Source organism: Enterobacter cloacae complex sp. IR5441 (assembly GCF_049238215.1).
In the GTDB taxonomy this organism is placed as follows: Bacteria; Pseudomonadota; Gammaproteobacteria; order Enterobacterales; family Enterobacteriaceae; genus Enterobacter; species Enterobacter hormaechei_C.
The window spans coordinates 34,479-57,028 of record NZ_JBMKIA010000011.1 but is presented as its reverse complement, the minus strand read 5'-3'; the positions used below and the strand labels follow the sequence as shown (position 1 = coordinate 57,028).

At 57.4% G+C, this 22,550-nt stretch carries 23 protein-coding genes; 8 read left to right on the top strand and 15 right to left on the bottom strand.

Annotation, left to right across the window (positions count from 1 at the left end; genetic code table 11):
- Position 1: 1 nt before the first annotated feature.
- The 4 genes from livG to livK are packed head-to-tail and all read right to left on the bottom strand — an operon-like array spanning position 2 to position 4,119.
- Positions 2–766 (bottom strand): high-affinity branched-chain amino acid ABC transporter ATP-binding protein LivG, encoded by a 765-nt coding sequence (gene livG / locus ACOTX5_RS13875; protein ID WP_003861544.1) that lies wholly within the window; start codon positions 764–766, stop codon positions 2–4.
- Positions 763–2,040: a high-affinity branched-chain amino acid ABC transporter permease LivM gene (locus ACOTX5_RS13870; RefSeq protein ID WP_023295546.1), complete on the bottom strand. Its 1,278-nt coding sequence runs from the start codon at positions 2,038–2,040 to the stop codon at positions 763–765. Before ACOTX5_RS13870 ends, livG begins: the two co-directional genes overlap by 4 nt.
- Positions 2,037–2,963 carry a high-affinity branched-chain amino acid ABC transporter permease LivH gene (gene livH / locus ACOTX5_RS13865; RefSeq protein WP_003861540.1) on the bottom strand — a complete coding sequence of 309 codons (927 nt, stop codon included), beginning with the start codon at positions 2,961–2,963 and terminating at the stop codon, positions 2,037–2,039. Before livH ends, ACOTX5_RS13870 begins: the two co-directional genes overlap by 4 nt.
- 46 nt (positions 2,964–3,009) lie before the next feature.
- A complete protein-coding gene (gene livK, locus ACOTX5_RS13860) occupies positions 3,010–4,119 on the bottom strand; it encodes a high-affinity branched-chain amino acid ABC transporter substrate-binding protein LivK (protein WP_023307130.1) in 1,110 nt (369 codons plus the stop codon).
- Between the two features lie 424 nt (positions 4,120–4,543).
- On the opposite strand from livK, the gene panM reads away from it, so the two are divergent.
- A complete protein-coding gene (panM, locus tag ACOTX5_RS13855) occupies positions 4,544–4,927 on the top strand; it encodes an aspartate 1-decarboxylase autocleavage activator PanM (RefSeq protein ID WP_003861532.1) in 384 nt (127 codons plus the stop codon).
- A gap of 163 nt (positions 4,928–5,090) precedes the next feature.
- On the opposite strand, the gene livJ is transcribed toward panM, so the two are convergent.
- From livJ to ftsY, 6 genes are all read right to left on the bottom strand, one after another.
- A complete protein-coding gene (gene livJ, locus ACOTX5_RS13850) occupies positions 5,091–6,191 on the bottom strand; it encodes a branched chain amino acid ABC transporter substrate-binding protein LivJ (RefSeq protein WP_015571474.1) in 1,101 nt (366 codons plus the stop codon).
- A 197-nt stretch (positions 6,192–6,388) separates the two neighbouring features.
- Positions 6,389–7,654: a 4-aminobutyrate--2-oxoglutarate transaminase gene (locus tag ACOTX5_RS13845; RefSeq protein ID WP_045910909.1), complete on the bottom strand. Its 1,266-nt coding sequence runs from the start codon at positions 7,652–7,654 to the stop codon at positions 6,389–6,391.
- 136 nt (positions 7,655–7,790) lie between these two features.
- A complete protein-coding gene (gene rpoH, locus ACOTX5_RS13840; protein WP_000159624.1) occupies positions 7,791–8,648 on the bottom strand; it encodes an RNA polymerase sigma factor RpoH in 858 nt (285 codons plus the stop codon).
- A gap of 250 nt (positions 8,649–8,898) precedes the next feature.
- Positions 8,899–9,954: a permease-like cell division protein FtsX gene (gene ftsX / locus ACOTX5_RS13835; RefSeq protein ID WP_017384126.1), complete on the bottom strand. Its 1,056-nt coding sequence runs from the start codon at positions 9,952–9,954 to the stop codon at positions 8,899–8,901.
- Positions 9,947–10,612 carry a cell division ATP-binding protein FtsE gene (ftsE, locus tag ACOTX5_RS13830; RefSeq protein ID WP_006812284.1) on the bottom strand — a complete coding sequence of 222 codons (666 nt, stop codon included), beginning with the start codon at positions 10,610–10,612 and terminating at the stop codon, positions 9,947–9,949. Before ftsE ends, ftsX begins: the two co-directional genes overlap by 8 nt.
- A gap of 2 nt (positions 10,613–10,614) precedes the next feature.
- Positions 10,615–12,075: a signal recognition particle-docking protein FtsY gene (ftsY, locus tag ACOTX5_RS13825; protein WP_032649752.1), complete on the bottom strand. Its 1,461-nt coding sequence runs from the start codon at positions 12,073–12,075 to the stop codon at positions 10,615–10,617.
- Positions 12,076–12,202: 127 nt separating this feature from the next.
- On the opposite strand from ftsY, the gene rsmD reads away from it, so the two are divergent.
- Together rsmD and ACOTX5_RS13815 are read left to right on the top strand one after the other, a co-directional pair.
- On the top strand, positions 12,203–12,805 hold the full coding sequence (gene rsmD / locus ACOTX5_RS13820) for a 16S rRNA (guanine(966)-N(2))-methyltransferase (RefSeq protein WP_015571477.1): 603 nt from the start codon (positions 12,203–12,205) through the stop codon (positions 12,803–12,805).
- Positions 12,789–13,070 (top strand): DUF1145 family protein, encoded by a 282-nt coding sequence (locus ACOTX5_RS13815; RefSeq protein WP_017384124.1) that lies wholly within the window; start codon positions 12,789–12,791, stop codon positions 13,068–13,070. The genes rsmD and ACOTX5_RS13815 overlap by 17 nt, the downstream gene beginning before the upstream one ends.
- 83 nt (positions 13,071–13,153) lie before the next feature.
- On the opposite strand, the gene ACOTX5_RS13810 is transcribed toward ACOTX5_RS13815, so the two are convergent.
- Positions 13,154–13,513 (bottom strand): DUF2500 domain-containing protein, encoded by a 360-nt coding sequence (locus ACOTX5_RS13810; protein WP_045910910.1) that lies wholly within the window; start codon positions 13,511–13,513, stop codon positions 13,154–13,156.
- Between the two features lie 129 nt (positions 13,514–13,642).
- Here ACOTX5_RS13810 and ACOTX5_RS13805 point away from each other — a divergent pair, with 129 nt between their 5' ends.
- Together ACOTX5_RS13805 and zntA are read left to right on the top strand one after the other, a co-directional pair.
- Entirely contained in the window at positions 13,643–14,269 is a 627-nt protein-coding gene (locus ACOTX5_RS13805; RefSeq protein ID WP_003861515.1) for a lysoplasmalogenase, read from the top strand.
- Positions 14,270–14,345: 76 nt separating this feature from the next.
- The gene (gene zntA / locus ACOTX5_RS13800) at positions 14,346–16,520 is read left to right on the top strand and encodes a Zn(II)/Cd(II)/Pb(II) translocating P-type ATPase ZntA (protein WP_045910911.1); all 2,175 of its coding nucleotides are present in this window, start codon (positions 14,346–14,348) and stop codon (positions 16,518–16,520) included.
- Between the two features lie 99 nt (positions 16,521–16,619).
- On the opposite strand, the gene ACOTX5_RS13795 is transcribed toward zntA, so the two are convergent.
- The 4 genes from ACOTX5_RS13795 to tusA all read right to left on the bottom strand — a co-directional run bounded on the left by ACOTX5_RS13795 (position 16,620) and on the right by tusA (position 19,886).
- Entirely contained in the window at positions 16,620–17,906 is a 1,287-nt protein-coding gene (locus ACOTX5_RS13795; protein ID WP_015571481.1) for a TRAP transporter large permease, read from the bottom strand.
- A gap of 10 nt (positions 17,907–17,916) precedes the next feature.
- Positions 17,917–18,426, bottom strand: a complete 510-nt coding sequence (locus ACOTX5_RS13790) for a TRAP transporter small permease (protein ID WP_015571482.1) — start codon at positions 18,424–18,426, stop codon at positions 17,917–17,919.
- Positions 18,427–18,438: 12 nt separating this feature from the next.
- The gene (locus ACOTX5_RS13785) at positions 18,439–19,410 is read right to left on the bottom strand and encodes a TRAP transporter substrate-binding protein (RefSeq protein ID WP_045910912.1); all 972 of its coding nucleotides are present in this window, start codon (positions 19,408–19,410) and stop codon (positions 18,439–18,441) included.
- 233 nt (positions 19,411–19,643) lie between these two features.
- Complete coding sequence (gene tusA / locus ACOTX5_RS13780; protein WP_000130627.1) at positions 19,644–19,886, bottom strand: sulfurtransferase TusA; 243 nt, start codon at positions 19,884–19,886, stop codon at positions 19,644–19,646.
- Between the two features lie 169 nt (positions 19,887–20,055).
- Between tusA and ACOTX5_RS13775 the strand changes: the two genes are divergently transcribed.
- The 3 genes from ACOTX5_RS13775 to ACOTX5_RS13765 all read left to right on the top strand — a co-directional run bounded on the left by ACOTX5_RS13775 (position 20,056) and on the right by ACOTX5_RS13765 (position 22,536).
- The gene (locus tag ACOTX5_RS13775; protein ID WP_003861274.1) at positions 20,056–20,721 is read left to right on the top strand and encodes a 7-cyano-7-deazaguanine/7-aminomethyl-7-deazaguanine transporter; all 666 of its coding nucleotides are present in this window, start codon (positions 20,056–20,058) and stop codon (positions 20,719–20,721) included.
- Positions 20,722–20,793: 72 nt separating this feature from the next.
- Positions 20,794–21,351: a DcrB family lipoprotein gene (locus tag ACOTX5_RS13770; protein ID WP_003861272.1), complete on the top strand. Its 558-nt coding sequence runs from the start codon at positions 20,794–20,796 to the stop codon at positions 21,349–21,351.
- 135 nt (positions 21,352–21,486) lie between these two features.
- A complete protein-coding gene (locus ACOTX5_RS13765) occupies positions 21,487–22,536 on the top strand; it encodes an AI-2E family transporter (RefSeq protein ID WP_003861270.1) in 1,050 nt (349 codons plus the stop codon).
- Positions 22,537–22,550: the final 14 nt, after the last annotated feature.

Sequence of the window (22,550 nt, the reverse complement as noted above, 5' to 3'; positions counted from 1 at the left end):
CTTATGCCTCACCAAGGTATGCGCGGATCACGTCCGGGTTGTTGCGGATCTCTTCCGGCGTGCCGTTTGCCAGCGGCGTGCCCTGGTTTACCACGTAGATACGGTCCGAAATGCCCATCACCAGCTTCATGTCATGCTCAATCAGCAGGATGGTGGTGTCGTGATGGTCGCGCAGCTCGGCAATCAGCTCGTCCAGCTCTTTGGTCTCTTTCGGATTGAGACCTGCCGCTGGTTCGTCGAGCATCAGGATCTCCGGCTGGGTCACCATGCAGCGCACGATCTCAAGGCGACGCTGATCCCCGTAAGCGAGGTTGCTCGCCTGGCGGTTGGCGTGCTGGAGCAGGCCGATACGGTCGAGCCAGGTCGCGGCGCGGTCGAGCGCCTCCTCCTGCGTGCGGCGAAAGGCCGGGGTTTTCAGCAGGCCGGAGAACAGCCCGGTTTTCAGCTGCTGATGCTGTGCCACCAGCAGGTTCTCAATCACCGTCATCTCGCGGAACAGACGTACGTGCTGGAAGGTACGCACCACGCCCATGCGGGCAATCTGCTGGCCCGGCAGCCCTTCAAGGTGCTGGTCGCGCAACATGATGGTGCCGCCCGTCGGCTTGTAGAAGCCGGTCAAACAGTTAAAGACCGTGGTTTTTCCCGCGCCGTTCGGGCCAATCAGGGAGACAATCTCTTTCTTGTGCAGATCCAGATTCACATTGTTGACCGCCAGCAGGCCGCCAAAACGCATCATCAGGCCGTTAACGGATAATAAAGGCTTCATGCCTGCTCTCCTTTCGCCTGCGTGCGTTTCAGCTTCAGTTGTGGACGGGTCATCGGCAGCAGACCCTGCGGACGCCAGATCATCATCAGCACCATCAAACCACCCAGCATTAACATGCTGTATTCGTTAAAGTCGCGCATCAGCTCGCGGGAGACCACCAGCAGGATAGCCGCGAGGATCACGGCGAACTGCGAGCCCATTCCGCCCAGCACCACAATCGCCAGTACAAAGGCGGATTCGGCAAAGGTGAACGATTCCGGGCTGACGAAGCCCTGACGCGCGGCAAACAGCGTCCCGGCGAAACCGGCAAACGCGGCGCTGATGGTAAACGCGGTCAGCTTGATGCGGGTCGGGTTCAGGCCGAGGGAGCGGCAGGCGATCTCATCTTCACGCAGCGCTTCCCACGCGCGGCCCAGCGGCATGCGCAGCAGACGGTTAATCACGAACAGGGTAATCACCACCAGCAGCAGCGCCACCAGGTAGAGCCAGATCACGCGGTCGGACGGATCGTACTTGATGCCAAAGAAATTGCTGAAGGTATCCCAGCCGCCTTCGCGGGCGGTACGGCTGAACTCCAGGCCGAAGAAGGTCGGTTTCGGGATCTGGCTGATGCCGTTCGGACCGCCGGTCACTTCGGTATTGTTGAGCAGCAGAATACGGACGATTTCGCCGAAGCCTAAGGTCACAATCGCCAGATAGTCACCGCGCAGGCGCAGCACCGGGAAGCCGAGCAGGAAGCCCGCCGCGGCAGAGACCAGCCCCGCCAGCGGCAGACAGGTCCAGAAGCCGAGGCCGTAATAGTGGTTCAGCAGCGCGAAGGTGTACGCGCCGATGGCGTAGAAGCCGCCGTAGCCCAGCACCAGCAGGCCAGACAGCCCCACCACCACGTTCAGGCCGAGACCGAGGATCACGTAGATCATGGTCAGGGTGGCAATATCCACCGTCCCGCGCGATACCACAAACGGCCACGCCACGGCAGCCACCAGCAGCGCCACAAGGAACAGCTTCTGTTTCACCGTTGTACCGTCGATCGCCGGCAGGACGAATTTCGGCCCGGAGACGTTTTTCAGCGTCTTCTGGAACAGCGGACGCAGCAGCTGGAACAGGAACACCACCGCGGTGCCGATAAACACCCACTGCCAGCGGATGTCGGGAGCGGTATCTACCACCAGCTTCGTGCCGTCCAGTCCTAACTGGACGCCCATAAAGACGCCCGCCAGGACGAAGAACATGGCGGCAGAGAGCAGCGCCATCGCAAAATGCATCGGTTTCATACTTTCTCTACCTCCGGACGGCCCAGAATACCGGTAGGCATGACCAGCAGAACCAGAATCAGCAGGGCAAACGACACCACATCTTTATATTCGGTGCTCAGGTACGCCGAGGAGAGCGCTTCGGCCACGCCCAGGATCAGGCCGCCGATCATCGCGCCCGGAATGCTGCCAATACCGCCCAGTACCGCCGCGGTGAAGGCTTTCATCCCGGCCATAAAGCCGATGTACGGGTTGATTACGCCGTAGAACTGGCCGAGCAACACGCCAGCCACCGCCGCCATCGCTGCGCCGATCACGAAGGTCAGGGCAATCACGCGGTCGGTGTTAATCCCGAGCAGGCTCGCCATCTTCAGATCTTCCGCGCAGGCGCGGCAGGCGCGTCCCATGCGGGAGTAGCGGATGAACAGGGTCAGGGCCAGCATGGCAATAAAGGTCACAACCCAGATAACCAGCTGCATGGTGGTGACAGAGGCGGAGAAGTTTTCGCTGGCCCCCACAATCCACTGGCCGTTAAACAGGCTTGGCAGCGCCACGTCGCGTGAACCTTCGGTCAGGCTGACGTAGTTTTGCAGGAAAATGGACATACCGATGGCGGAGATCAGCGCGATCAGGCGCTTGGAGCTGCGCACCGGCCGGTAGGCCACCCGTTCAATACTCCAGCCGTAGGCGCTGGCAATCACAATCGCGCCGACAAACCCGGCGGCCACCAGCAGCCAGCTGCTGTCGATGCCCATCATCATCAGCGCGGCGATGATCATAAAGGAGACGTAGCTACCGATCATGTACACCTCGCCGTGGGCGAAGTTGATCATGCCGATAATGCCGTAAACCATCGTGTAGCCGATGGCGATCAGCGCGTAGGTGCTTCCCAGCGTGACGCCGTTAAACATCTGCTGCAAGAAGTAGAGAAACTGCTCGGACATAAGAAAACCTTTTTATACCCGCCCGGTGAGCCAGGCGGTGGGATGATTATCTGGCGACCGAGGAAGACCCGTCGGCGTGCCACTTAAAGACACCAAATTCAAATCCCTTCAGATCGCCTTTCTCATCCCAGTTCAGCGGCCCAATCACGGTGTTCGCCCCGTGCGCTTTTAAATCTTTCACCAGATCCAGCGGTTCTTTGCTGCCGGTACGGTCCATGGCCGTTGCCAGAGACTGCACGGCGGCATAGGTGATCCAGACGTACGGACCGCTCGGATCTTTCTTCTGCGCCTTGAGCGCATCCACGATAGCCTTATTCGCCGGATCCTGGTCATAGCGTTTTGGCATCGTCACCAGCATGCCTTCGGCAGAATCGCCCGCGATGTTGGACAGGGAGGCATTACCGACGCCCTCTGGCCCCATAAACTGGGTTTTCAGGCCGGTAGCGCGTGCCTGGCGCAGCATCTGCCCCATTTCCGGGTAGTAGCCGCCGTAGTAAACGAAGTCGATATTCTCTTTTTGCAGGCGGGCGATCAGCGCGGAGAAGTCTTTCTCACCGGCGGTAATGCCGTCGAAGAAGACGATGTTTGCGCCGCCTTTTTTCAGGCCGTCCTGTACGGAACGCGCCAGGCCTTCGCCGTACTGCTGCTTATCATGGATGATGGCGATACGCTGCGGCTTAACGGTTTCGAGGATGTATTTGGCGGCGGTTGGCCCCTGAGAGGAGTCCAGACCGGCGGTACGCATGATGTGCTGGTAGCCGCGCTGGGTCAGCTCAGGGTTAGTGGCGCCCGGGGTGATCATCAGGATGCCTTCGTCTTCGTAGATATCAGACGCGGGCTGCGTGGAGGAGGAACACAGGTGCCCGATGACGTACTGGATGCCATCGTTAACGATTTTGTTGGCGACCGCGACGGCCTGTTTCGGATCGCAGGCGTCGTCATACTCCACGCCTACCAGCTTGTCGCCTTTGATGCCGCCTTTGGCGTTGATATCTTTGATGGCCTGACGCGCGCCGTTGAACTCCATGTCACCCCACTGGGCAACAGGGCCGGACATCGCCCCCACTACCGCAACTTTAATGTCGTCTGCCATAGCGGCATGCGAGATCGACAGTGCGACCATCCCCGCGATTAACGTCTTCGCGTTCCTTTTCATCTCTGAATCCCCATTCGTGATGTCGTGTTTATATTTTGTTTTATTATGGTTAAAAAGCATTCTGTACTTTTAATGAACAACGCTATTTTTACCAGTGCCTTTAATGGTTTAGCGCAGTTTTTTGTCAAAAACCAGACTAAAATCTCTATTTTTCAGGCGATTAAGCAAAGATAATATTCTGAAATCAGGCGGAGATAAACAAATAAAAGCGCAGTTTGCAGCATAAAATAACGGTACAAAGCGCCGAATAAATCACTGCCCTTCAGGTTAAAATTCTGCTTATTTTTCGATCCATGTGTTTTCAAACTGCCCATCGCGCTGCCAAAAAACTAATCACCTGGTAAATGGGAAGAAAAAGAGAAAGCGCCTGAGCAAATAAATTGAGTACACTGGCCCTACTCTTTTTGATTTGGACAAGCAGCTAATGAAACTGACTATCGTGCGTCTGGTGACCTTTAGCGACCAGGATCATATCGACCTGGGCAAGATCTGGCCGGAATATTCCCCTTCATCGCTGGCCGTCGATGAAAACCACCGCATCTATGCCGCGCGTTTTAATGAACGTCTGCTGGCCGCCGTCCGCGTAACGCTGAGCGGCACGGAAGGGGCGCTGGACTCCCTGCGCGTGCGCGACGTGACCCGTCGTCGCGGGGTCGGGCAGTATTTGATTGAAGAGGTGATCCGCGAAAACCCGAGCGTAACCTCCTGGTGGATGGCCGACGTGGGCGTAGAGGATCGCGGCGTGATGGCGGCGTTTATGCAGGCGTTAGGGTTTACGGCGCAGGCGAACGGGTGGGAGAAGCGCTAAAAGAAAGCCGGGTGGCGGCTGCGAGGTGCTTATTGTAGGCCCGGTAAGCGAAGCGCCACCGGGCAAAAGAGGGCTGAGCGGCCTGATGCCCTCACCCCGGCCCTCTCCCACGGGGAGAGGGAGAAAACATTAAAAAAAGGCAACTTGCGTTGCCTTTTTGCGTTTATTTTGCGTCTGTCGCCGTGCCGTTGGCATGCCAGTCAAACACGCCGAACTCAAAGCCCTTCAGGTCGCCCTTCTCATCCCAGGACAGCGGCCCCATCACGGTTTCCACCGAGTTCGCTTTCAGCCAGGTGGCAATCTCCGCCGGATCGGCTGACTGGTTCAGGCCCGCTTGCAGAGACTGCAACGCTGCGTAAGTGGTCCAGACGAACGCACCGCTTGGATCCTGTTTCTTCGCCTTGATGGCATCGACAACAGGTTTGTTCGCAGGCACCTGGTCGTAGTTCTTCGGCTTGGTCACCAGCAGACCTTCAGCGGATTCACCCGCGATATTAGACAGGGAAACGTTCGCGACACCTTCTGGCCCCATGAACTGCGTCTTCAGACCCGCCGCACGCGCCTGGCGCAGGATCTGCCCCATTTCCGGGTGGTAGCCGCCGTAGTAAACGAAATCGATATTTTCTTTCTTCAGACGCGCGACCAGGGTCGAGAAGTCTTTCTCACCGGCGGTGATACCGTCAAAGAACACCACATTGGCGTTCGCTTTTTTCAGGTTGTCCTGCACCGCACGGGCCAGGCCTTCGCCGTACTGCTGTTTGTCATGAACAATCGCGATGCGCTGCGGCTTCACTTTTTCCACGATGTATTTCGCGGCGGTTGGCCCCTGATCGGAGTCCAGACCGGTGGTACGCAGGATCAGCTTATAGCCGCGCGCGGTCAGCTCTGGCGCCGTCGCGGCTGGCGTGATCATCAGAATGCCTTCGTCTTCGTAGATGTCAGACGCGGGCTGGGTGGAAGAGGAGCACAGGTGACCGATAACGTATTTGATCCCGTCGTTTACCACTTTGTTCGCCACCGCGACCGCCTGTTTCGGGTCACAGGCATCGTCATATTTTACGATTTGCAGCTTTTCGCCCTTGATGCCGCCCTTGGCATTAATGTCTGCAACCGCCTGTTCCGCGCCGGTAAATTCCTGGTCGCCGTACTGTGCTACCGGACCGGACATCGCGCCCACCACGGCCACTTTAATATCGGCCTGGGCCATAGTGCTGAATGCCAACGCGATACATCCTGCCAGTAACGCTTTACCCTTCATGTTCATCCTGAGATTCCCCATTATTATGGTTATAACGATTGTTGTGATGTTGTTGTGTAGCGCTTTATTTCAGTTATAGGCGTGCTGTTCGCGCTTTTTCAGCATACTCTGCTAAAACATACCCCATTTTTATGATTTTGGAATAGCTAATTTGAAATGAAAATATGATAAGCCCGACCGTCATTTCAGCCGGGCTTTTGGCTTTATCGTGTCAGCGAGGCGGAAATAATGTCCAGCGCTTTACGGAACTGCGCTTCGGGGATGGTGAGCGGATAGAGGAAGCGAATAACGTTGCCGTAAACGCCGCAACTCAAAAGTAACAGACCTTCATTTAAGGCGCGCTCCTGAACCTGACGGGTAAATTCCGGCGACGGCTGTCCGGTTTGCGGATCGGTAAATTCCACCGCCACCATCGAGCCCTGCCCACGGATATCGGCGATATACGGACAACCATCCTTCGCTTTATTCAGCACCTCGACCAGATGATGCCCGAGATGCGCCGCGCGGGTGCAGAGATCGTCCTCGTCAATCACATCCAGCACCGCATGGGCCGCCGCAATCGCCAGCGGGTTACCCGCGTAGGTGCCGCCCAGCCCGCCCTGGGCGGGCGCATCCATCACCTCCGCCCGGCCAGAGACGGCAGAGAGCGGCATCCCGCCCGCCAGGCTTTTCGCCATAGTGATCAGATCGGGCTTCACGCAGTGGTTTTCCATGGAGAACAGCTTGCCGGTACGGGCGAAGCCGGTTTGCACTTCGTCGGCAATGAGTAAAATCCCGTGGGTATCGCACAGGGCACGCAGCGCCTGCATAAAATCAGCGGGCGCGACGTTGAACCCGCCCTCGCCCTGAACCGGTTCAATAATGATTGCCGCCACCTGATCGGGCGCGATATCGGCTTTGAAGATGCGCTCCAGGCTTTTTAGCGCTTCGGCGGTACTCACCCCGTGCAGGCTGTTGGGGAATTGCGCGTGGTACACCGAGCCGGGGAACGGGCCGAAGCCGAGCTTATAGGGCGCCACTTTGCCGGTCATCGCCATGGTCATAAAGGTACGGCCGTGGAACGCGCCGCCGAAGGTGATAAGGCCGGGACGTCTGGTGTACGCGCGGGCGATTTTCACCGCGTTTTCGACCGCTTCCGCCCCCGTTGAGAAGAAGGCGGTTTTGGCTGGCCCCTCTATGGGTACGCGCTGGTTGATGCGCTCGGCAAGCGCCACATAACCTTCATAGGGGACGATTTGATAAGCGGTATGGGTAAAGGCGTGAAGCTGTTTTTCGATGGCGGCGATAACTTTAGGATGGCGATGCCCGGTATTCAGCACGGCGATCCCGGCGGCAAAATCAATATACTCGTTACCTTCCACGTCCCACACCGTGGCGTTTTCGGCTTTATCGGCATAGAAGTTACACATGACGCCGATACCGCGCGGCGTCGCCTGTAAACGCCGGTCGTTCAGTTCGTTATTTTTCACCCTGTCACCCTCTGAAAGTCGCCTGCTTAGCGCATCAGTAAGTGTTTGCCAGGGGGAAGAAATTCGCCAGAGCGGGCGCTAAAAAAACAAAACCCCCGAATTTGCATTCGAGGGTTCTCGGTGTACTTCGCGGAAATTACGCTTCGATAGCGGCGCGAAGTTTTTTCATGGCGTTTTTCTCAAGCTGACGCACACGTTCAGCGGAGACGCCGTAGCGGTCGGCCAGTTCCTGCAACGTGGACTTGTTATCTTCGTCCAGCCAGCGGGCACGAATAATATCCTGGCTACGCTCGTCGAGGCCTTCCATCGCGAAGGTCAGCTTGTTCGCCGCCTGGTCTTCCCAGTTATCCTCTTCAATGCCGTCAGCAAAGTTAGAGGTTTTATCCTGTAGATACAGAACCGGGGCCATCGGCTGGCTGTCGGACGCGTCATCGTCGGCAGACATATCAAACGTCATGTCCTGCGCGGCCATACGGGATTCCATCTCGCGGACGTCTTTGCTGGAAACGCCCAGCTCGCGCGCCACCATTTCCACTTCATCCTGATTGAACCAGCCCAGACGCTGCTTGGTTTTACGCAGGTTGAAGAACAGTTTGCGCTGCGCTTTCGTCGTGGCGACTTTCACAATACGCCAGTTACGCAGGACGTATTCGTGAATTTCCGCTTTGATCCAGTGCACGGCGAAGGAGACGAGTCGCACACCCACTTCCGGGTTAAAGCGACGTACCGCCTTCATCAGGCCAATGTTACCTTCCTGAATCAGGTCCGCCTGCGGCAGGCCGTAGCCCGCATAATTACGAGCAACGTGAACAACAAAGCGCAGGTGAGACAGGATCAGCGTTTTAGCTGCTTCCAGATCGCCCTGGTAATGCAGCTTTTCAGCAAGCTCCTTTTCTTCCTCAGCCGTTAACATCGGCCAGGTGTTCGCAGCCCGGATGTAAGATTCCAGGTTACCAACAGGGGCTAAAGCTAAAGTTTGCATTTCTTTGGTCATTCATTCCTCTCAATGTTTCTTCTGGTCCAGGTTGTCCCCGTCAGGCAACAACCATGCCAAAGCGTTTGAGCAACGAGATTAGCATTCACTCTTTTATCAGACAGTGATTTTATCCACAAGTTCCAGGTGCAACAGTGAATAAATTACGCACAAAATGTGACATGAAGATGATTACAGGGGAAGAGACAACAGGGACGCTTTCCCTGCAAGCGAACATCTCGGTGCAGGGAAAGATTATATCACGCTTTTATTAGTCGGGAGTAAAGTGGCGTAAATGTTGAACCGTTGCCAGCCATGCCGCCACCCAGCCGATCATGGAGCACACCAGCAGCAACAGCAGGCACTCATCGAACCCTAAGCCACTGATATCAAACTTAGTTCCGAAAACCTGCGCCACTTCAGTCACGGCAGACGACAGCCGCATCACCAAAATTTCTGACAATATCAATGAAAGAAATGCACCAGAAAAACCTAATAACGCGCCGCCGTAAAGGAACGGGCGGAGGATGAAACCATCCGTTGCGCCAATCAGTTTCTGCACGTTGATGGTATCGCGACGAGCGAAGATGCTCAGGCGCACGCTGTTACCAATGACGAGGAACACCGCCGCCACCATCAGCACGCCGATCATCGCCGACACGCGTCCTACCAGCCCGGTCAGGGCGGCAAGACGGGCAAACCAGCTGTCGTCCATGCGCACTTCATCAATCCCGTTGATGCGGGTAATGCGGTCGCGCAGGGTGTTGAGCGAATCCGTGCCCTGGAAATCGAGTTTCGGGATCACCACCGCCACGGCGGGCAGCGGGTTCTCTTCAAGCATATCCAGCGCGCCGCCGAAGCCGGACCAGTTGCGGAACTCGCCCAGCGCTTCATCGCGGGAAAGGTAGTTCACCTTTTCCACGCCCTGCTCGGCCTGAATCTGCCCCACCACCTGAGCCGCCGCGTTATCGTCGAGGGCTTTATCCAGATAAACGGTGATCTGCGGCGACGGATAGTACTGGGACGCAGCCTGGTTTACGTTTTTGTAAACCATGTAGCAGACGCTGGGCAGCGTCAGGGAGATGGCAATCACCATCACCGTCAGGAACGTCGCCAGCGGTTTGCTTTTCAGATCCTGCAACGCGCCCTGGAAGGCGTACCGCACCTGCTCGTTAAAGACGTTGGTTTTGCGGGAGTTCGGTTTCGGTGCCGCTTTGGCACGCTTAGGCGCATTGCGATTGCCGTCCCCGCCGCCCTGAGGCTTGCGGAAACGGTCAAACCGGTTGCTGAACTGCCGAATCTGGTTCATTGCATCACGCTTATTCACCGTGGCCTCCGTGCAAATGCCCGTCGCTCAGGGTCAGCATGCGGTACGAACGGCGGGAGATCAGCCCCATGTCGTGCGTCGCCATCAGTACCGTGACCCCCACGCGGTTAAATTCCTCAAACAGACGCAGGATGCCTTCAGAGAGGGCATCGTCCAGGTTACCGGTCGGTTCATCCGCCAGCAAAACGGCTGGCTTGTTCACCACCGCACGGGCGATGCCCACGCGCTGCTGCTCACCGCCGGAGAGCTGGATCGGGAAGTTCTTCGCTTTGTCCAGCAGCCCGACCTTATCCAGCGCCGCAGAGACGCGACGGCGGATATCATCGTAACTGGCGCCGGCAATAATCAGCGGGATCGCGACGTTATCGAAAACCGTGCGATCCATCAGCAGGTGGTGATCCTGGAAAATCATGCCAATCTGACGACGCAGGAACGGCACTTCACGGTTCTTAAGACGGCTAATTTCATGGCCGCTGAACCAGATTTTCCCGGCGCTTGGCCGCTCGATCCCACAGATCAGCTTGAGCAGGGTACTTTTCCCCGCGCCGGAATGGCCGGTCAGGAATGCCATCTCGCCTGGCTGGAGGTGGAATGTCACCCCCTGTAGCGCTTGTCTCCCGCCGAGATAGGCCTTGCTGACGTGTTCAAAGCGAATCATTGTTAGTCCTCTCGGGCAAATAGTGCCTCAATAAAGTCGTCCGCTTTAAACGGACGTAAATCCTCAATACGCTCGCCCACACCGATGTAACGGATAGGAATGCCGAACTGGTCGGCCACGGAGAAGATCACCCCGCCTTTCGCGGTGCCGTCCAGCTTGGTCAGCGTGATCCCGGTCAGTCCTACCGCTTCATGGAACAGCTTCGCCTGGCTGATGGCGTTCTGTCCGGTGCTGGCGTCGATAGTCAGCATAATTTCATGCGGTGCATCTTCGTCCAGCTTCTTCATGACGCGAACGATTTTCTTCAGCTCTTCCATCAGGTGCGATTTGTTCTGCAAACGCCCTGCGGTATCCGCAATCAGCACGTCCACGTTACGCGACTTCGCCGCCTGGATGGCATCGAAAATCACGGACGCGGAATCCGCGCCGGTGTGCTGAGCAATAACCGGAATATTGTTGCGCTGGCCCCACACCTGAAGCTGTTCCACCGCTGCCGCACGGAAGGTATCGCCCGCCGCCAGCATCACCGATTTGCCCTGCTGCTCAAACTGGCGCGCCAGCTTGCCGATGGTGGTGGTTTTGCCCACGCCGTTGACGCCAACCATCAGGATAACAAACGGCATTTTGCCTTCAATATTAAGCGGTTCGTCAACTTTTGCGAGAATTTCACCCATCTCGTCTTTCAGCAGGCCGTACAGCGCCTCGGCGTCACGCAGCTGTTTGCGGCTCGCCCCTTCGGTCAGGTTGGCGATGATCTTCCGGGTGGTTTCCACGCCCACGTCCGCAATCAGCAGCTGCTCTTCCAGCTCCTCAAACAGATCGTCGTCGATCTTTTTGCCGCGGAACAGACTGATAAATCCGGAACCTAAATTTTCTTTGGTTTTGAGCAGGCTGCGCTTCAGGCGCGCAAAGAAACCTTCTTTGGTCGGTTTTTCCTGCTCCTGAACGATCTCTTCTTCGGCCTGCGCTTCCACCGGCACGACGATGACCGCTTCTTCAGCCGCTTCCGCCGCCAGCGCCTGGGCTTCCAGCTCTTCGTCGGTCAGCTCTGGCTCAAGGGCCGCTTCTTCTTCCACCGCCTCAACAATTTCAACGGTTTCCGCTTCGGCCTGCCACTCTTCGGCAGAAACCTCTTCAGCTTTCACCTCTTCCGGCAGCGGCAGCTCTTCGTGTTCGATAGTGGCCTGCGGCGCTTCGTTAAGGGTTTCAACGATAACCGGCTCTGGTTTTTCGCTCTCCTGAACCTGTTCAGTAACCTCAACCACCTCTTCGGCAAAGGATTCAATCTCTTCTTTGCTGTGGGCTGGCTCTTCCGCTTCGACAACCGCAGCGGTTTCGACAGGCGTTTCAGGCTGTGACGGCTCTTCTACAACCTGCTGTTCTTCGGTTTTCTGTTCTGTTTCTTGCTCTTTTTCACCGAAACCCAACCAGGAAAAGAAGCCACGTTTTTTTTGTTTTGCCATCTGCGACTACACTCCTCGCGGCGCTATATACAGGGAAGCTAAAAAAATGATGAAATAGTCTAACACTTTACTTAATTGACATCACCGCCCGCAATCGCAGGGCAATGGTTAACAGAGCTTTCCTGAGATGAAGAAACCCACCCGCGCCCCGGCCGGTCAAATTCGCATTATCGGCGGTCAGTGGCGAGGCCGGAAATTACCGGTGCCGGACAGCCCCGGTTTACGCCCCACCACGGACCGCGTTCGCGAGACGCTGTTTAACTGGCTCGCCCCGTCTATGGTAGACGCCAACTGCCTGGACTGCTTCGCCGGAAGCGGTGCATTGGGGCTGGAAGCGCTGTCGCGTTATGCCGCCAGCGCCACGCTGCTGGAGATGGAGCGCGGCGTCGCGCAGACGTTGCAGCAAAATCTGGCTACGCTGAAGGCAACCAACGCGAAAGTGGTGAATACCAACACGCTGAGCTTCCTCGCCCAACAGGGGACGCCGTTCAACGTGGTGTTTGTTGACCCGCCGTTCCGTAAAGGGCTGCTGGAAGAGACATTATCGTTGCTGGAAAAAAATGGCTGGCTGGCAGACGACGCGCTGATTTACGTTGAAAGCGAAGTGGAAAATGGCCTGCCGCCCGTTCCCGTTCACTGGGATCTACACCGCGAGAAGGTCGCCGGCCAGGTGGCTTATCGTCTGTATCACCGTCAGGCACAAGGAGGATCCGATGCCAGTACTGATTAACGTAGGGCGCGTGCTGATGCTGTGCGTCTGGGCATTTTTGATTTTGAATCTGGTGCACCCGTTCCCGCGTCCGCTGAATATCTTTATTAACGTGGCGCTGATTTTTACCGCGTTCATGCATGCCTTGCAGATGGTGATGCTGAAAAACGGTCTGCCGAAAGATGGCCCACCGATGACCGGCTGGCAGCAGCTGCGGGTGTTTATTTTCGGCGTGTTTGAGCTGCTGGTGTGGATGAAGAAGTTTAAGGCGCAGGTGAAGAAGTAGGCCCCTCAACCTAACCCTCTCCCAAGGGGAGAGGGGACGATTACACCCTCTCCCCTTGGGAGAGGGCCGGGGTGAGGGGAAAACTACAGCCCCGGTTCAAATCCTTCAAACCGCGACCCTTTGTAGCTCAGCGTGCCTTTCTCCCCCACCGTCAACTGGTGGTACTGCTGCGCCTCCAGGCGGAAGGTCATCTCCAGCCCGCCGGTTTCCGGCTTAAAGCTCGCTTCATAGCGTATCGTTGTGCCCGCAGGCGTCACCTGCTGCTGGCGGGAGCGGCGGTCGTTAAGCGGTTTCTCACGCTTGTTCGTCACCACCACGCGCTTTTGCATCAGCGGCGCGGCGTCATTGTCGGCCTTCTCACGGCGCTGCTGCACGAAGCGAAACGAGGCGGCAATGACGATAATCGCCACCACGATAATGAAAAACAGCGGCATCTTGCTCATTGAAAAATCCCATCAGATTATGCGGAATTCAGGATACCTCGCCTGCCCCGGCATTGCCAAACGCCCGCTCGCGTCACTACACTGGATCAGGAACTGATCATTCAGCCTCAACAGTTACAGGGAGTTAATATGCTTTGGTCATTTATCGCTGTCTGTTTTTCCGCATGGCTTTACGTCGATGCGTCTTACCGTGGCCCAGCCTGGCAGCGCTGGTTGTTTAAACCCGTCACGCTATTACTCCTGCTGTTGCTTGCCTGGCAGGCCCCGATGTTTAACGCCGTTAGCTATCTTGTCCTCGCGGGGCTGTGTGCTTCCCTGATTGGCGATGCCTTAACCCTGCTGCCGCGCCAGCGCCTGCTGTACGCCGTGGGGGCATTCTTCCTGTCGCATCTGCTCTATACCATCTACTTTGCCAGCCAGATGACGCTCTCCTTCTTCTGGCCGCTGCCGCTGGTGCTGCTGGTGATTGGCGCTCTGCTGATCGCGGTGATCTGGTCGCGTCTGGAAGAGATGCGTCTCCCGGTCTGTACGTTTATCGCCATGACGCTGGTGATGGTGTGGCTGGCGGGCGAGCTGTGGTTCTTCCGTCCGACCGCTCCGGCAATGTCTGCGTTCTTCGGTGCCGCACTGTTGCTGTTGGGTAATATCGTCTGGCTGGGCAGCCACTATCGCCGCCGCTTCCGTGCGGATAATGCGATTTCCGCCGCCTGTTACTTTGCCGGACACTTCCTGATTGTGCGTTCGCTGTATATCTAAATAACGCTTGACTCTGGAGTCGACTCCAGAGTGTATGCTGCGGTTAATGAGAAAATTATCATTACCGGAGACTGCCATGTCGACTCCAGAAACACCTAAAAAAGTTCCCCAATTCTCGGCACTTAAGCTCAGCCCGGTTCCGCCAAAAGAGGACTGCTGCTGCTGCGAGGGCGCGTGCGAAACCCGGACCGAAGCGCTGCCTGAAAACGGCAATCACTACAGCTGGGTGGTCAACGGCATGGACTGCGCGGCCTGCGCCCGCAAAGTGGAAAATGCAGTGAAGCAGGTGCCGGGTGTGAACCACGTTCAGGTGCTGTTCGCTACCGAAAAGCTGCTGGTCAGCGCCGAAAACGACGTCAGCAGACAGGTTGAAGCCGCCGTCAGCAAAGCGGGTTATACCCTGCGCAGCGAAACGGCGCCCGCAGAAAAAACGTCCCCGCTAAAAGAAAATCTGCCGCTCATTACCCTCATCATCATGATGGCCCTGAGCTGGGGGCTGGAGCAAATCAACCACCCGTTCGGCAACCTGGCGTTTATCGCCACCACGCTGGTTGGCCTGTTCCCGATTGCGCGTCAGGCGCTGCGTCTGATGAGAAGCGGCAGCTGGTTTGCCATCGAAACGCTGATGAGCGTGGCGGCTATCGGGGCGCTGTTTATTGGCGCGACGGCGGAAGCGGCGATGGTGCTGCTGCTGTTCTTAATTGGCGAACGCCTTGAGGGCTGGGCGGCGAGCCGGGCGCGTAAAGGGGTGAGCGCGCTGATGGCGCTGAAGCCGGAAACCGCCACGCGGGTTATTCATGGTCAGCGTGAAACGGTCGCCATCAATACCCTGCGCCCGGGCGACGTGATTGAAGTGCCCGCAGGCGGACGTCTGCCAGCCGATGGGACCCTCATTACCGCCACCGCGAGCTTTGACGAAAGCGCCCTGACCGGGGAATCCATCCCGGTAGCGCGCGCGGCAGGTGAAAAGGTGCCTGCGGGCGCCACCAGCGTCGACCGACTGGTGCTGCTGACGGTCCTTTCCGAACCGGGCGACAGCGCCATCGACCGCATCCTCAGGCTGATAGAAGAAGCCGAGGAGCGCCGCGCGCCGGTAGAACGCTTTATCGATCGCTTCAGCCGGATTTACACCCCCGCCATCATGCTGGTGGCGCTGCTGGTCACCGTCGTCCCGCCGCTGTTCTTCGGCGCGCCGTGGGAGGGCTGGATTTACAAAGGGCTGACGCTGCTGCTGATCGGCTGCCCGTGTGCGCTGGTGATATCCACCCCGGCGGCGATTACCTCAGGGCTGGCGGCGGCGGCGCGGCGCGGGGCGTTGATTAAGGGCGGCGCGGCGCTGGAACAGCTGAGCCAGATTCAGCACATCGCCTTCGATAAAACCGGCACGCTGACGGTTGGCAAGCCGCAGGTGACCGGCGTGTATCCGCAGGACATCAGTGAAGACGAGTTGCTTATACTGGCCGCCGCCGTTGAACAGGGCTCCACCCACCCTCTGGCGCAGGCGATTGTGCGTGAAGCGAAGGGGCGCGGGCTGAACATCCCTCCGGCAACCGCCCAGCGAGCGCTGGTCGGGTCGGGGATTGAGGCTGTGGTCGAAGGCAAAAAAGTGCTGATCGCCGCGGCAGGCGCGTACCCGAATCCACAGGTTGAGGCATTAGAGCAGGCCGGGCAGACGGTCGTTGCCGTGATGCAGGACGGTGTACCGATGGGCATGCTGGCGCTGCGCGACACCCTGCGTGACGATGCGAAAGACGCCGTCGACGCGCTGCACAGGCTGGGGGTACAGGGCGTGATCCTGACCGGTGATAACCCGCGCGCGGCGGCGGCGATTGCCGGCGAGCTGGGGCTGGAGTTTAAGGCCGGATTGTTGCCTGCGGATAAAGTCAGCGCGGTAACCGAGCTGAACGGTCATGCCCCGCTGGCGATGGTCGGGGACGGGATAAACGACGCCCCGGCAATGAAGGCTTCCACCATCGGCATTGCGATGGGCAGCGGCACCGACGTGGCGCTGGAGACCGCCGACGCGGCGCTGACGCACAACCGCCTGACCGGGCTGGCGCAGATGATAGATCTTGCGCGGGCGACGCGGGCTAATATTCGGCAGAACATCGGCATTGCGCTGGGTCTGAAGGGGATTTTCCTGGTCACCACGCTGCTCGGTATGACCGGACTGTGGCTGGCGGTACTGGCGGATACGGGGGCGACGGTGCTGGTTACGGCGAACGCGTTGCGGCTGTTGCGCCGTCGGTAAAAATGCCCGGTGGCGGCTACGCCTTACCGGGCCTACAACATCTCCGAACCGTAACCGTAGGCCGGGTAAGGCGTAGCCGCCACCCGGCATAAAACGGCGTCACTGCATCCCTAGCACCCCCGGCAACCACAATGATATCGCCGGGATGTATGTCACCATCCCCAGCACTACCAGCAACATACCGTAAAACGGCAGCATCGCCCGCACCACGTGCTCGATCTTCTGCTTACTCACCGCGCTCGCCACGAACAGCACCGACCCGACCGGCGGCGTGATCAGCCCAATCCCCAGGTTCACCATCATGATCATTCCGAAATGCACCGGATCGATCCCCAGCGAGTTGGTCACCGGCAGCAGTACCGGGGTCAGGATCAGGATGATCGGCGCCATGTCCATTAGCGTGCCAATCAACAGCAGCATGATATTGAGGTACATGAGGATCACGTATTTGTTATCGGAGAGCGACGTGAAGAATTCGGTGATGCGCATCGGCAGCTGCATGTAGGTCATTACCGCGCCAAACGCCGCGGCAAAGCCAATCAAAATCATCACGATGGTGACGGTTTTCACCGTGCGGCACATCAGCTTCGGCAGTTCATTCCACTTGTAATCGCGGTAAATGAACATGGTGACGAAGAACGCCCACAGGCAGGCCACGGCGGCAGATTCGGTCGCCGTGAATATCCCGGACAAGATCCCGCCGAGGATAATCACCACCGTCATCAGCCCCCACAGAGCATCGAGCATGATTTTCAGCGCCTGCCTGAACGGGATTTTGTCCCCTTTCGGATAGCCGCGCTTGCGGGCGAAGCACAGGCAGAGCACCATCAGGCTCACGCCCAGCAGCAGGCCCGGCAGCACGCCCGCGATAAACAGCGTGGCGATGGAGACCGTTCCCCCTGCTGCCAGAGAGTAAATCACCGAGTTGTGGCTGGGCGGGATCAGGATCGCCTGCACCGACCCGCTGGCCGTCACCGCCGCCGCGTATTCGCGCGGATAGCCCTTCTTCTCCATCTCCGGGATCATCACGCTGCCGATAGACGCCGTATCCGCCACCGACGAGCCGGAAATCGCGCCGAAGAACGTTGATGCCACGATATTCACCAGCGACAGCCCGCCGCGAATAAAGCCGACAAAAACGTACGCGAAGTTGACCAGCCGTCGGGCAATGCCCCCTTCCGCCATGATCGCCCCGGCAAGAATGAAGAACGGGATCGCCAGCAGGGTAAATTTATTCACCCCGCTGGTGATCTGGATCATCAGCGCCTCCAGCGGCAGGTCAATCCACAGCGCGCCCGCCACGGCGCTTAAGCCGACGGCGAAGGCCACCGGCATCCCCAGCGCCAGCAAAATGGCGAGGGTGAATAACAAAACAAACGCATCCATTGTTCACCCCTTAACTGTGATTGCCGATCAGCACGACCGGACGGTTTTCCTGCGAGCCAAACAGCAGGCGTTCAAGCACAAACAGGATCAAAATGGCCGACCCGACAGGTAGCGGCAGATAGCTTTCGCCGGAGGTCAGAAGCGGAAACTCCGCCACCGGCTGCTCCCACAGCTCGACGCACAGCCAGTAGCTATACCAGCACATCAGGCCTGAAATCAGCAGCATCAGCAGATCCACCATCCGCGCGCACACTCTTTGCAGCGACGCGGGCAGGCGGTCGGTGAGCATGTTGACCGCAATATGCGACCCGGCGCGGTAGCTCACCGCCGCGCCGATAAAGGTAAACGTCACCATGCAGATAATGGCGATCGGCTCCGGCCAGGATTCGCCGCGATTGAGCACGTAGCGTGAAAAAATGCCGATGGGGATGACAATCGTCATCACCAACAGCGAAATACCTGCCACCGCCATGGCGAACAGGTACAGACGGTCCATCCACTTCAGGTAGAGTTCGGACATACGTACTCCGGCTTACTGAACGTCAGCGATGGCTTTCATCAGATCCTGATGCTTATCGCCATACTGCGCGCGCACCGGCTCTGTCGCCTTGATAAACACCGTTTTATCGATGTCGTGGAACTGCACCCCGCCGGCCTTCATTTTCGCCAGCGCCTGGTCGTTATACGCATTCCACAGCTTGCGCTGCTCGAACTGCGCTTCGCGGGCCAGCACCAGGATCTTTTGCTGTTCGTCAGCGCTCAGTTTGTCCCATTTCACTTTGGAGTAGAGCAGCATTTCCGGGGTGATGAAGTGGCCGCTCAGCGTGTAGTTTTTGGCGACCGGCATATAGTTGTGGGCGATAAAGGTTGGCGGGTTGTTCTCCGCGCCGTCGATCACCCCGGTCTGCATGCCGCTGTAAACCTCGCTGACGCCCATCGCCACCGAGTTCGCCCCCATCGCTTTCAGCGTGGCCAGCGCCACCGGGCTGCCCTGCACACGGATTTTCTTCCCTTTCAGATCGTCCGGTTTGACGATCGGCTCTTTGGTGATCAGGTTACGGGTGCCGGAATCCATCCAGCCAAGGAAGACCAGACGCGATTTCGGGTTGGCGGTGAGTTTGTCGCCGATCTGCTTGCCGATATCCCCGTCGATCACCTTGTGCATGTGGTTTTCATCGCGGAATACGTAGGGCAACGTAAACACTTCGATATCCGGCAAAATGGCAGCCACCGGCGCCATAGAGACGCGGATCATGTCGATCGCCCCCATCTGCGCCTGCTCAATCATCTGCTTTTCATCCCCCAGCACGCCGCCGGGGAAGACCTTAATCTCCAGCTTGCCATCGGTTTGTTGTTTGAGTTTTTCACCCATGTGCTGAACCGCCACCACGTTCGGGTAGCCTTCGGGATGCACATCGGCGGCTTTGATGGTCTGGGCAGAAACGGTGCAGGCAAAAGCAGACAGGCACAGCGCGGCCAGTAACGGCTTGAGGGTCGTTTTCATTGAGTCAACTCCAGGGTAGTGAGATAAGCGTTAAAACGGTGTTTTAGTTTTTGACGCTTAAAAATTAGACTACGGCTGGAAAAGGGAGGGTGAAGCGCCTCACAAAAGCGCGAAATTTTGAAACGATGGTTCGAAATTGTGATGGTTACTTGTCGGGCGGCGGCTGCGCCTTACCCGAACTACTACACCCGTAGGCCCATGCAAGCGAAGCGCCGCCGCGCATCAGGCCGCACTTACCCCTTACGAATCAAATACCGGTACGGCAAGGTCTCGGTTTGCTGCGCCACCAGTTCATGTTCCATAAAGGTACAAAAGCCGGGGATATCGCGGGTGGTAGCCGGATCATCGGCGACGATCAGCAGCGTTTCGCCACTCTGCATGTTACGGACGGTTTTACGCACCATCATTACCGGCTCCGGGCAACGGAGGCCCTGAGCATCAAGCGTGTGGTCTGGGCTGGAAAACAGGTCGGTCATTTTCTTCTCGTTCAGGTAAAAACGGCTGTAGTTTACGCCCCGCTATCGCCAATGCAAACCAGGTTAACGATTGCGTGAAAATTAGCCATTGCAAAGTGTCGTCAAAGCAGTATCATGCGGCGGCTTTATTGGGTTCCCTCACCCCAAATATTAATCAAAAAGGTACAATATGAACTCCTTTACACAATCGCAGCGCGTCAAGGCGTTGTTCTGGCTTTCGCTATTTCATCTGCTGGTGATCATCTCCAGTAACTATCTGGTACAGCTCCCCATCTCCATTTTTGGTTTCCATACCACCTGGGGCGCGTTCAGTTTCCCGTTTATTTTCCTCGCGACGGATTTAACCGTGCGTATTTTTGGCGCACCGCTGGCGCGGCGGATTATTTTTGCGGTGATGATCCCGGCACTGTTTGTCTCCTACGCCATCTCCTCGCTGTTTTACATGGGCAGCTGGCAGGGCTTCGAAGCGCTGACGCACTTCAACCTGTTCGTCGCGCGTATTGCCACCGCCAGCTTTATGGCTTATGCCCTGGGGCAGATCCTCGATGTCCACGTGTTTAACCGCCTGCGTCAAAACCATCGCTGGTGGATGGCACCAACGGCCTCCACGCTGTTCGGTAACGTGAGCGATACGCTGGCCTTCTTCTTCATCGCCTTCTGGCGCAGCCCGGACGCCTTCATGGCAGAACACTGGATGGAAATCGCTCTGGTGGACTACGCCTTTAAGGTGCTTATCAGCCTGGTTTTCTTCCTGCCGATGTACGGCGTGCTGTTGAATATGCTGCTGAAAAGGCTGGCAGATAAATCTGAAATCTCCGCATTGCAGGCAGGTTAAGGGTTCGCTTTATCAGTTGTGATAAGATGAACGAATGAGCCGTTATGGCCGTTTATCGAAAGGAAGAAGTCAATGCGCAATCTGGTTAAATATGTCGGGATTGGCCTGCTGGTTGTTGGCCTTGCAGCCTGTGATAACAGCGACACCAAAACGCCTGCTCAGGGCGCGTCAGCAGAAAGCAACGCCACCGGTCAGCCGGTGAGCCTGATGGATGGCAAACTCAGTTTCTCTCTGCCCGCGGACATGACCGACCAGAGCGGTAAGCTGGGCACCCAGGCGAACAATATGCACGTCTATTCCGATGCCACCGGCCAAAAAGCGGTGATTGTGATCGTCGGTGACGATACCAGCGAAGATCTTGGCGTGCTGGCCAAACGCCTGGAAGATCAGCAGCGCAGCCGCGACCCGCAGCTTCAGGTGGTCACCAATAAGTCTGTTGAACTGAAAGGCCACACGCTGCAACAGCTGGACAGCATCATCTCTGCCAAAGGCCAGACCGCCTACTCCTCCGTGGTGCTCGGCAAGGTGGACAATAAACTGCTGACCATGCAGATCACCCTGCCGGCAGACAATCAGCAGAAAGCGCAGACCGCCGCTGAAAACATCATTAACACCCTCGTGATCCAGTAATCGTTCACCAGGATGCCGTGGCCTCCGTCGCTTGCGCCGGGGGCCATTTTTTTGCCACGACTTTCAGACTAACACGCCAGACGAAGCCCATCCGGCGCACTACAATTAACAAGCCCCCCGGAAAAAGGAATTCTTATGACTGCCAGCCCGCCCGACAAAGCCGGACTTCATATTTTATTAAAACTTGCCTGCCTGGTGGTTATCCTTGCGGGTATCCACGCGGCGGCGGATATCATTGTTCAGCTTCTGCTGGCGCTGTTTTTCGCCATTGTGCTCAACCCGCTGGTGACATGGTTTTTACGCCGGGGCATCAGCCGCCCGGTCGCGATTACCATTGTGGTGATGGTGATGCTGGTTGTCCTGACGGCGCTGTTCGGCGTGCTCGCCGCCTCGCTGAGCGAATTTTCCACCATGCTGCCGCAGTACAATAAAGAGCTGACGCGCAAGCTGGTCGATCTTCAGCGCATGTTGCCGTTCGTGAATCTGCATATCTCACCGGAACGGATGCTGCGTCGGATGGATTCCGAGAAGGTGATGACCTACGCCACCACGTTGATGACCGGGCTTTCCGGGGCAATGGCCAGCATTCTGCTGCTGGTGATGACGGTGGTGTTTATGCTGTTCGAAGTACGCCACGTGCCGTATAAACTGCGTTTTGCCCTGAACAATCCTCAGATCCACATTGCCGGCTTGCACCGTGCGCTGAAGGGCGTATCCAAATATCTGGCGCTGAAAACGCTGTTAAGCCTGTGGACCGGCGTGATCGTCTGGCTGGGGCTGGTACTGCTGGACGTGCAGTTCGCGCTGATGTGGGGCGTGCTGGCCTTTTTACTAAACTACGTACCCAATATCGGCGCGGTGCTTTCCGCCGTTCCGCCGATGATCCAGGCGTTCCTGTTTAACGGTTTTTATGAGTGCATGCTGGTAGGGGCGCTGTTCCTTGTCGTGCATATGGTGCTGGGTAACATTCTCGAGCCGCGCATGATGGGCCACCGTCTGGGCATGTCGACGATGGTGGTGTTTTTATCGTTACTGATCTGGGGATGGCTGCTGGGTCCGGTGGGCATGCTGCTCTCCGTGCCGCTCACCAGCGTCTGTAAAATCTGGATGGAAACCACGAAAGGAGGCAGTAAACTCGCCATTCTTCTGGGTCCGGGTCGGCCAAAAAGCCGTTTGCCGGGATAACCGGGTGGAAAGGG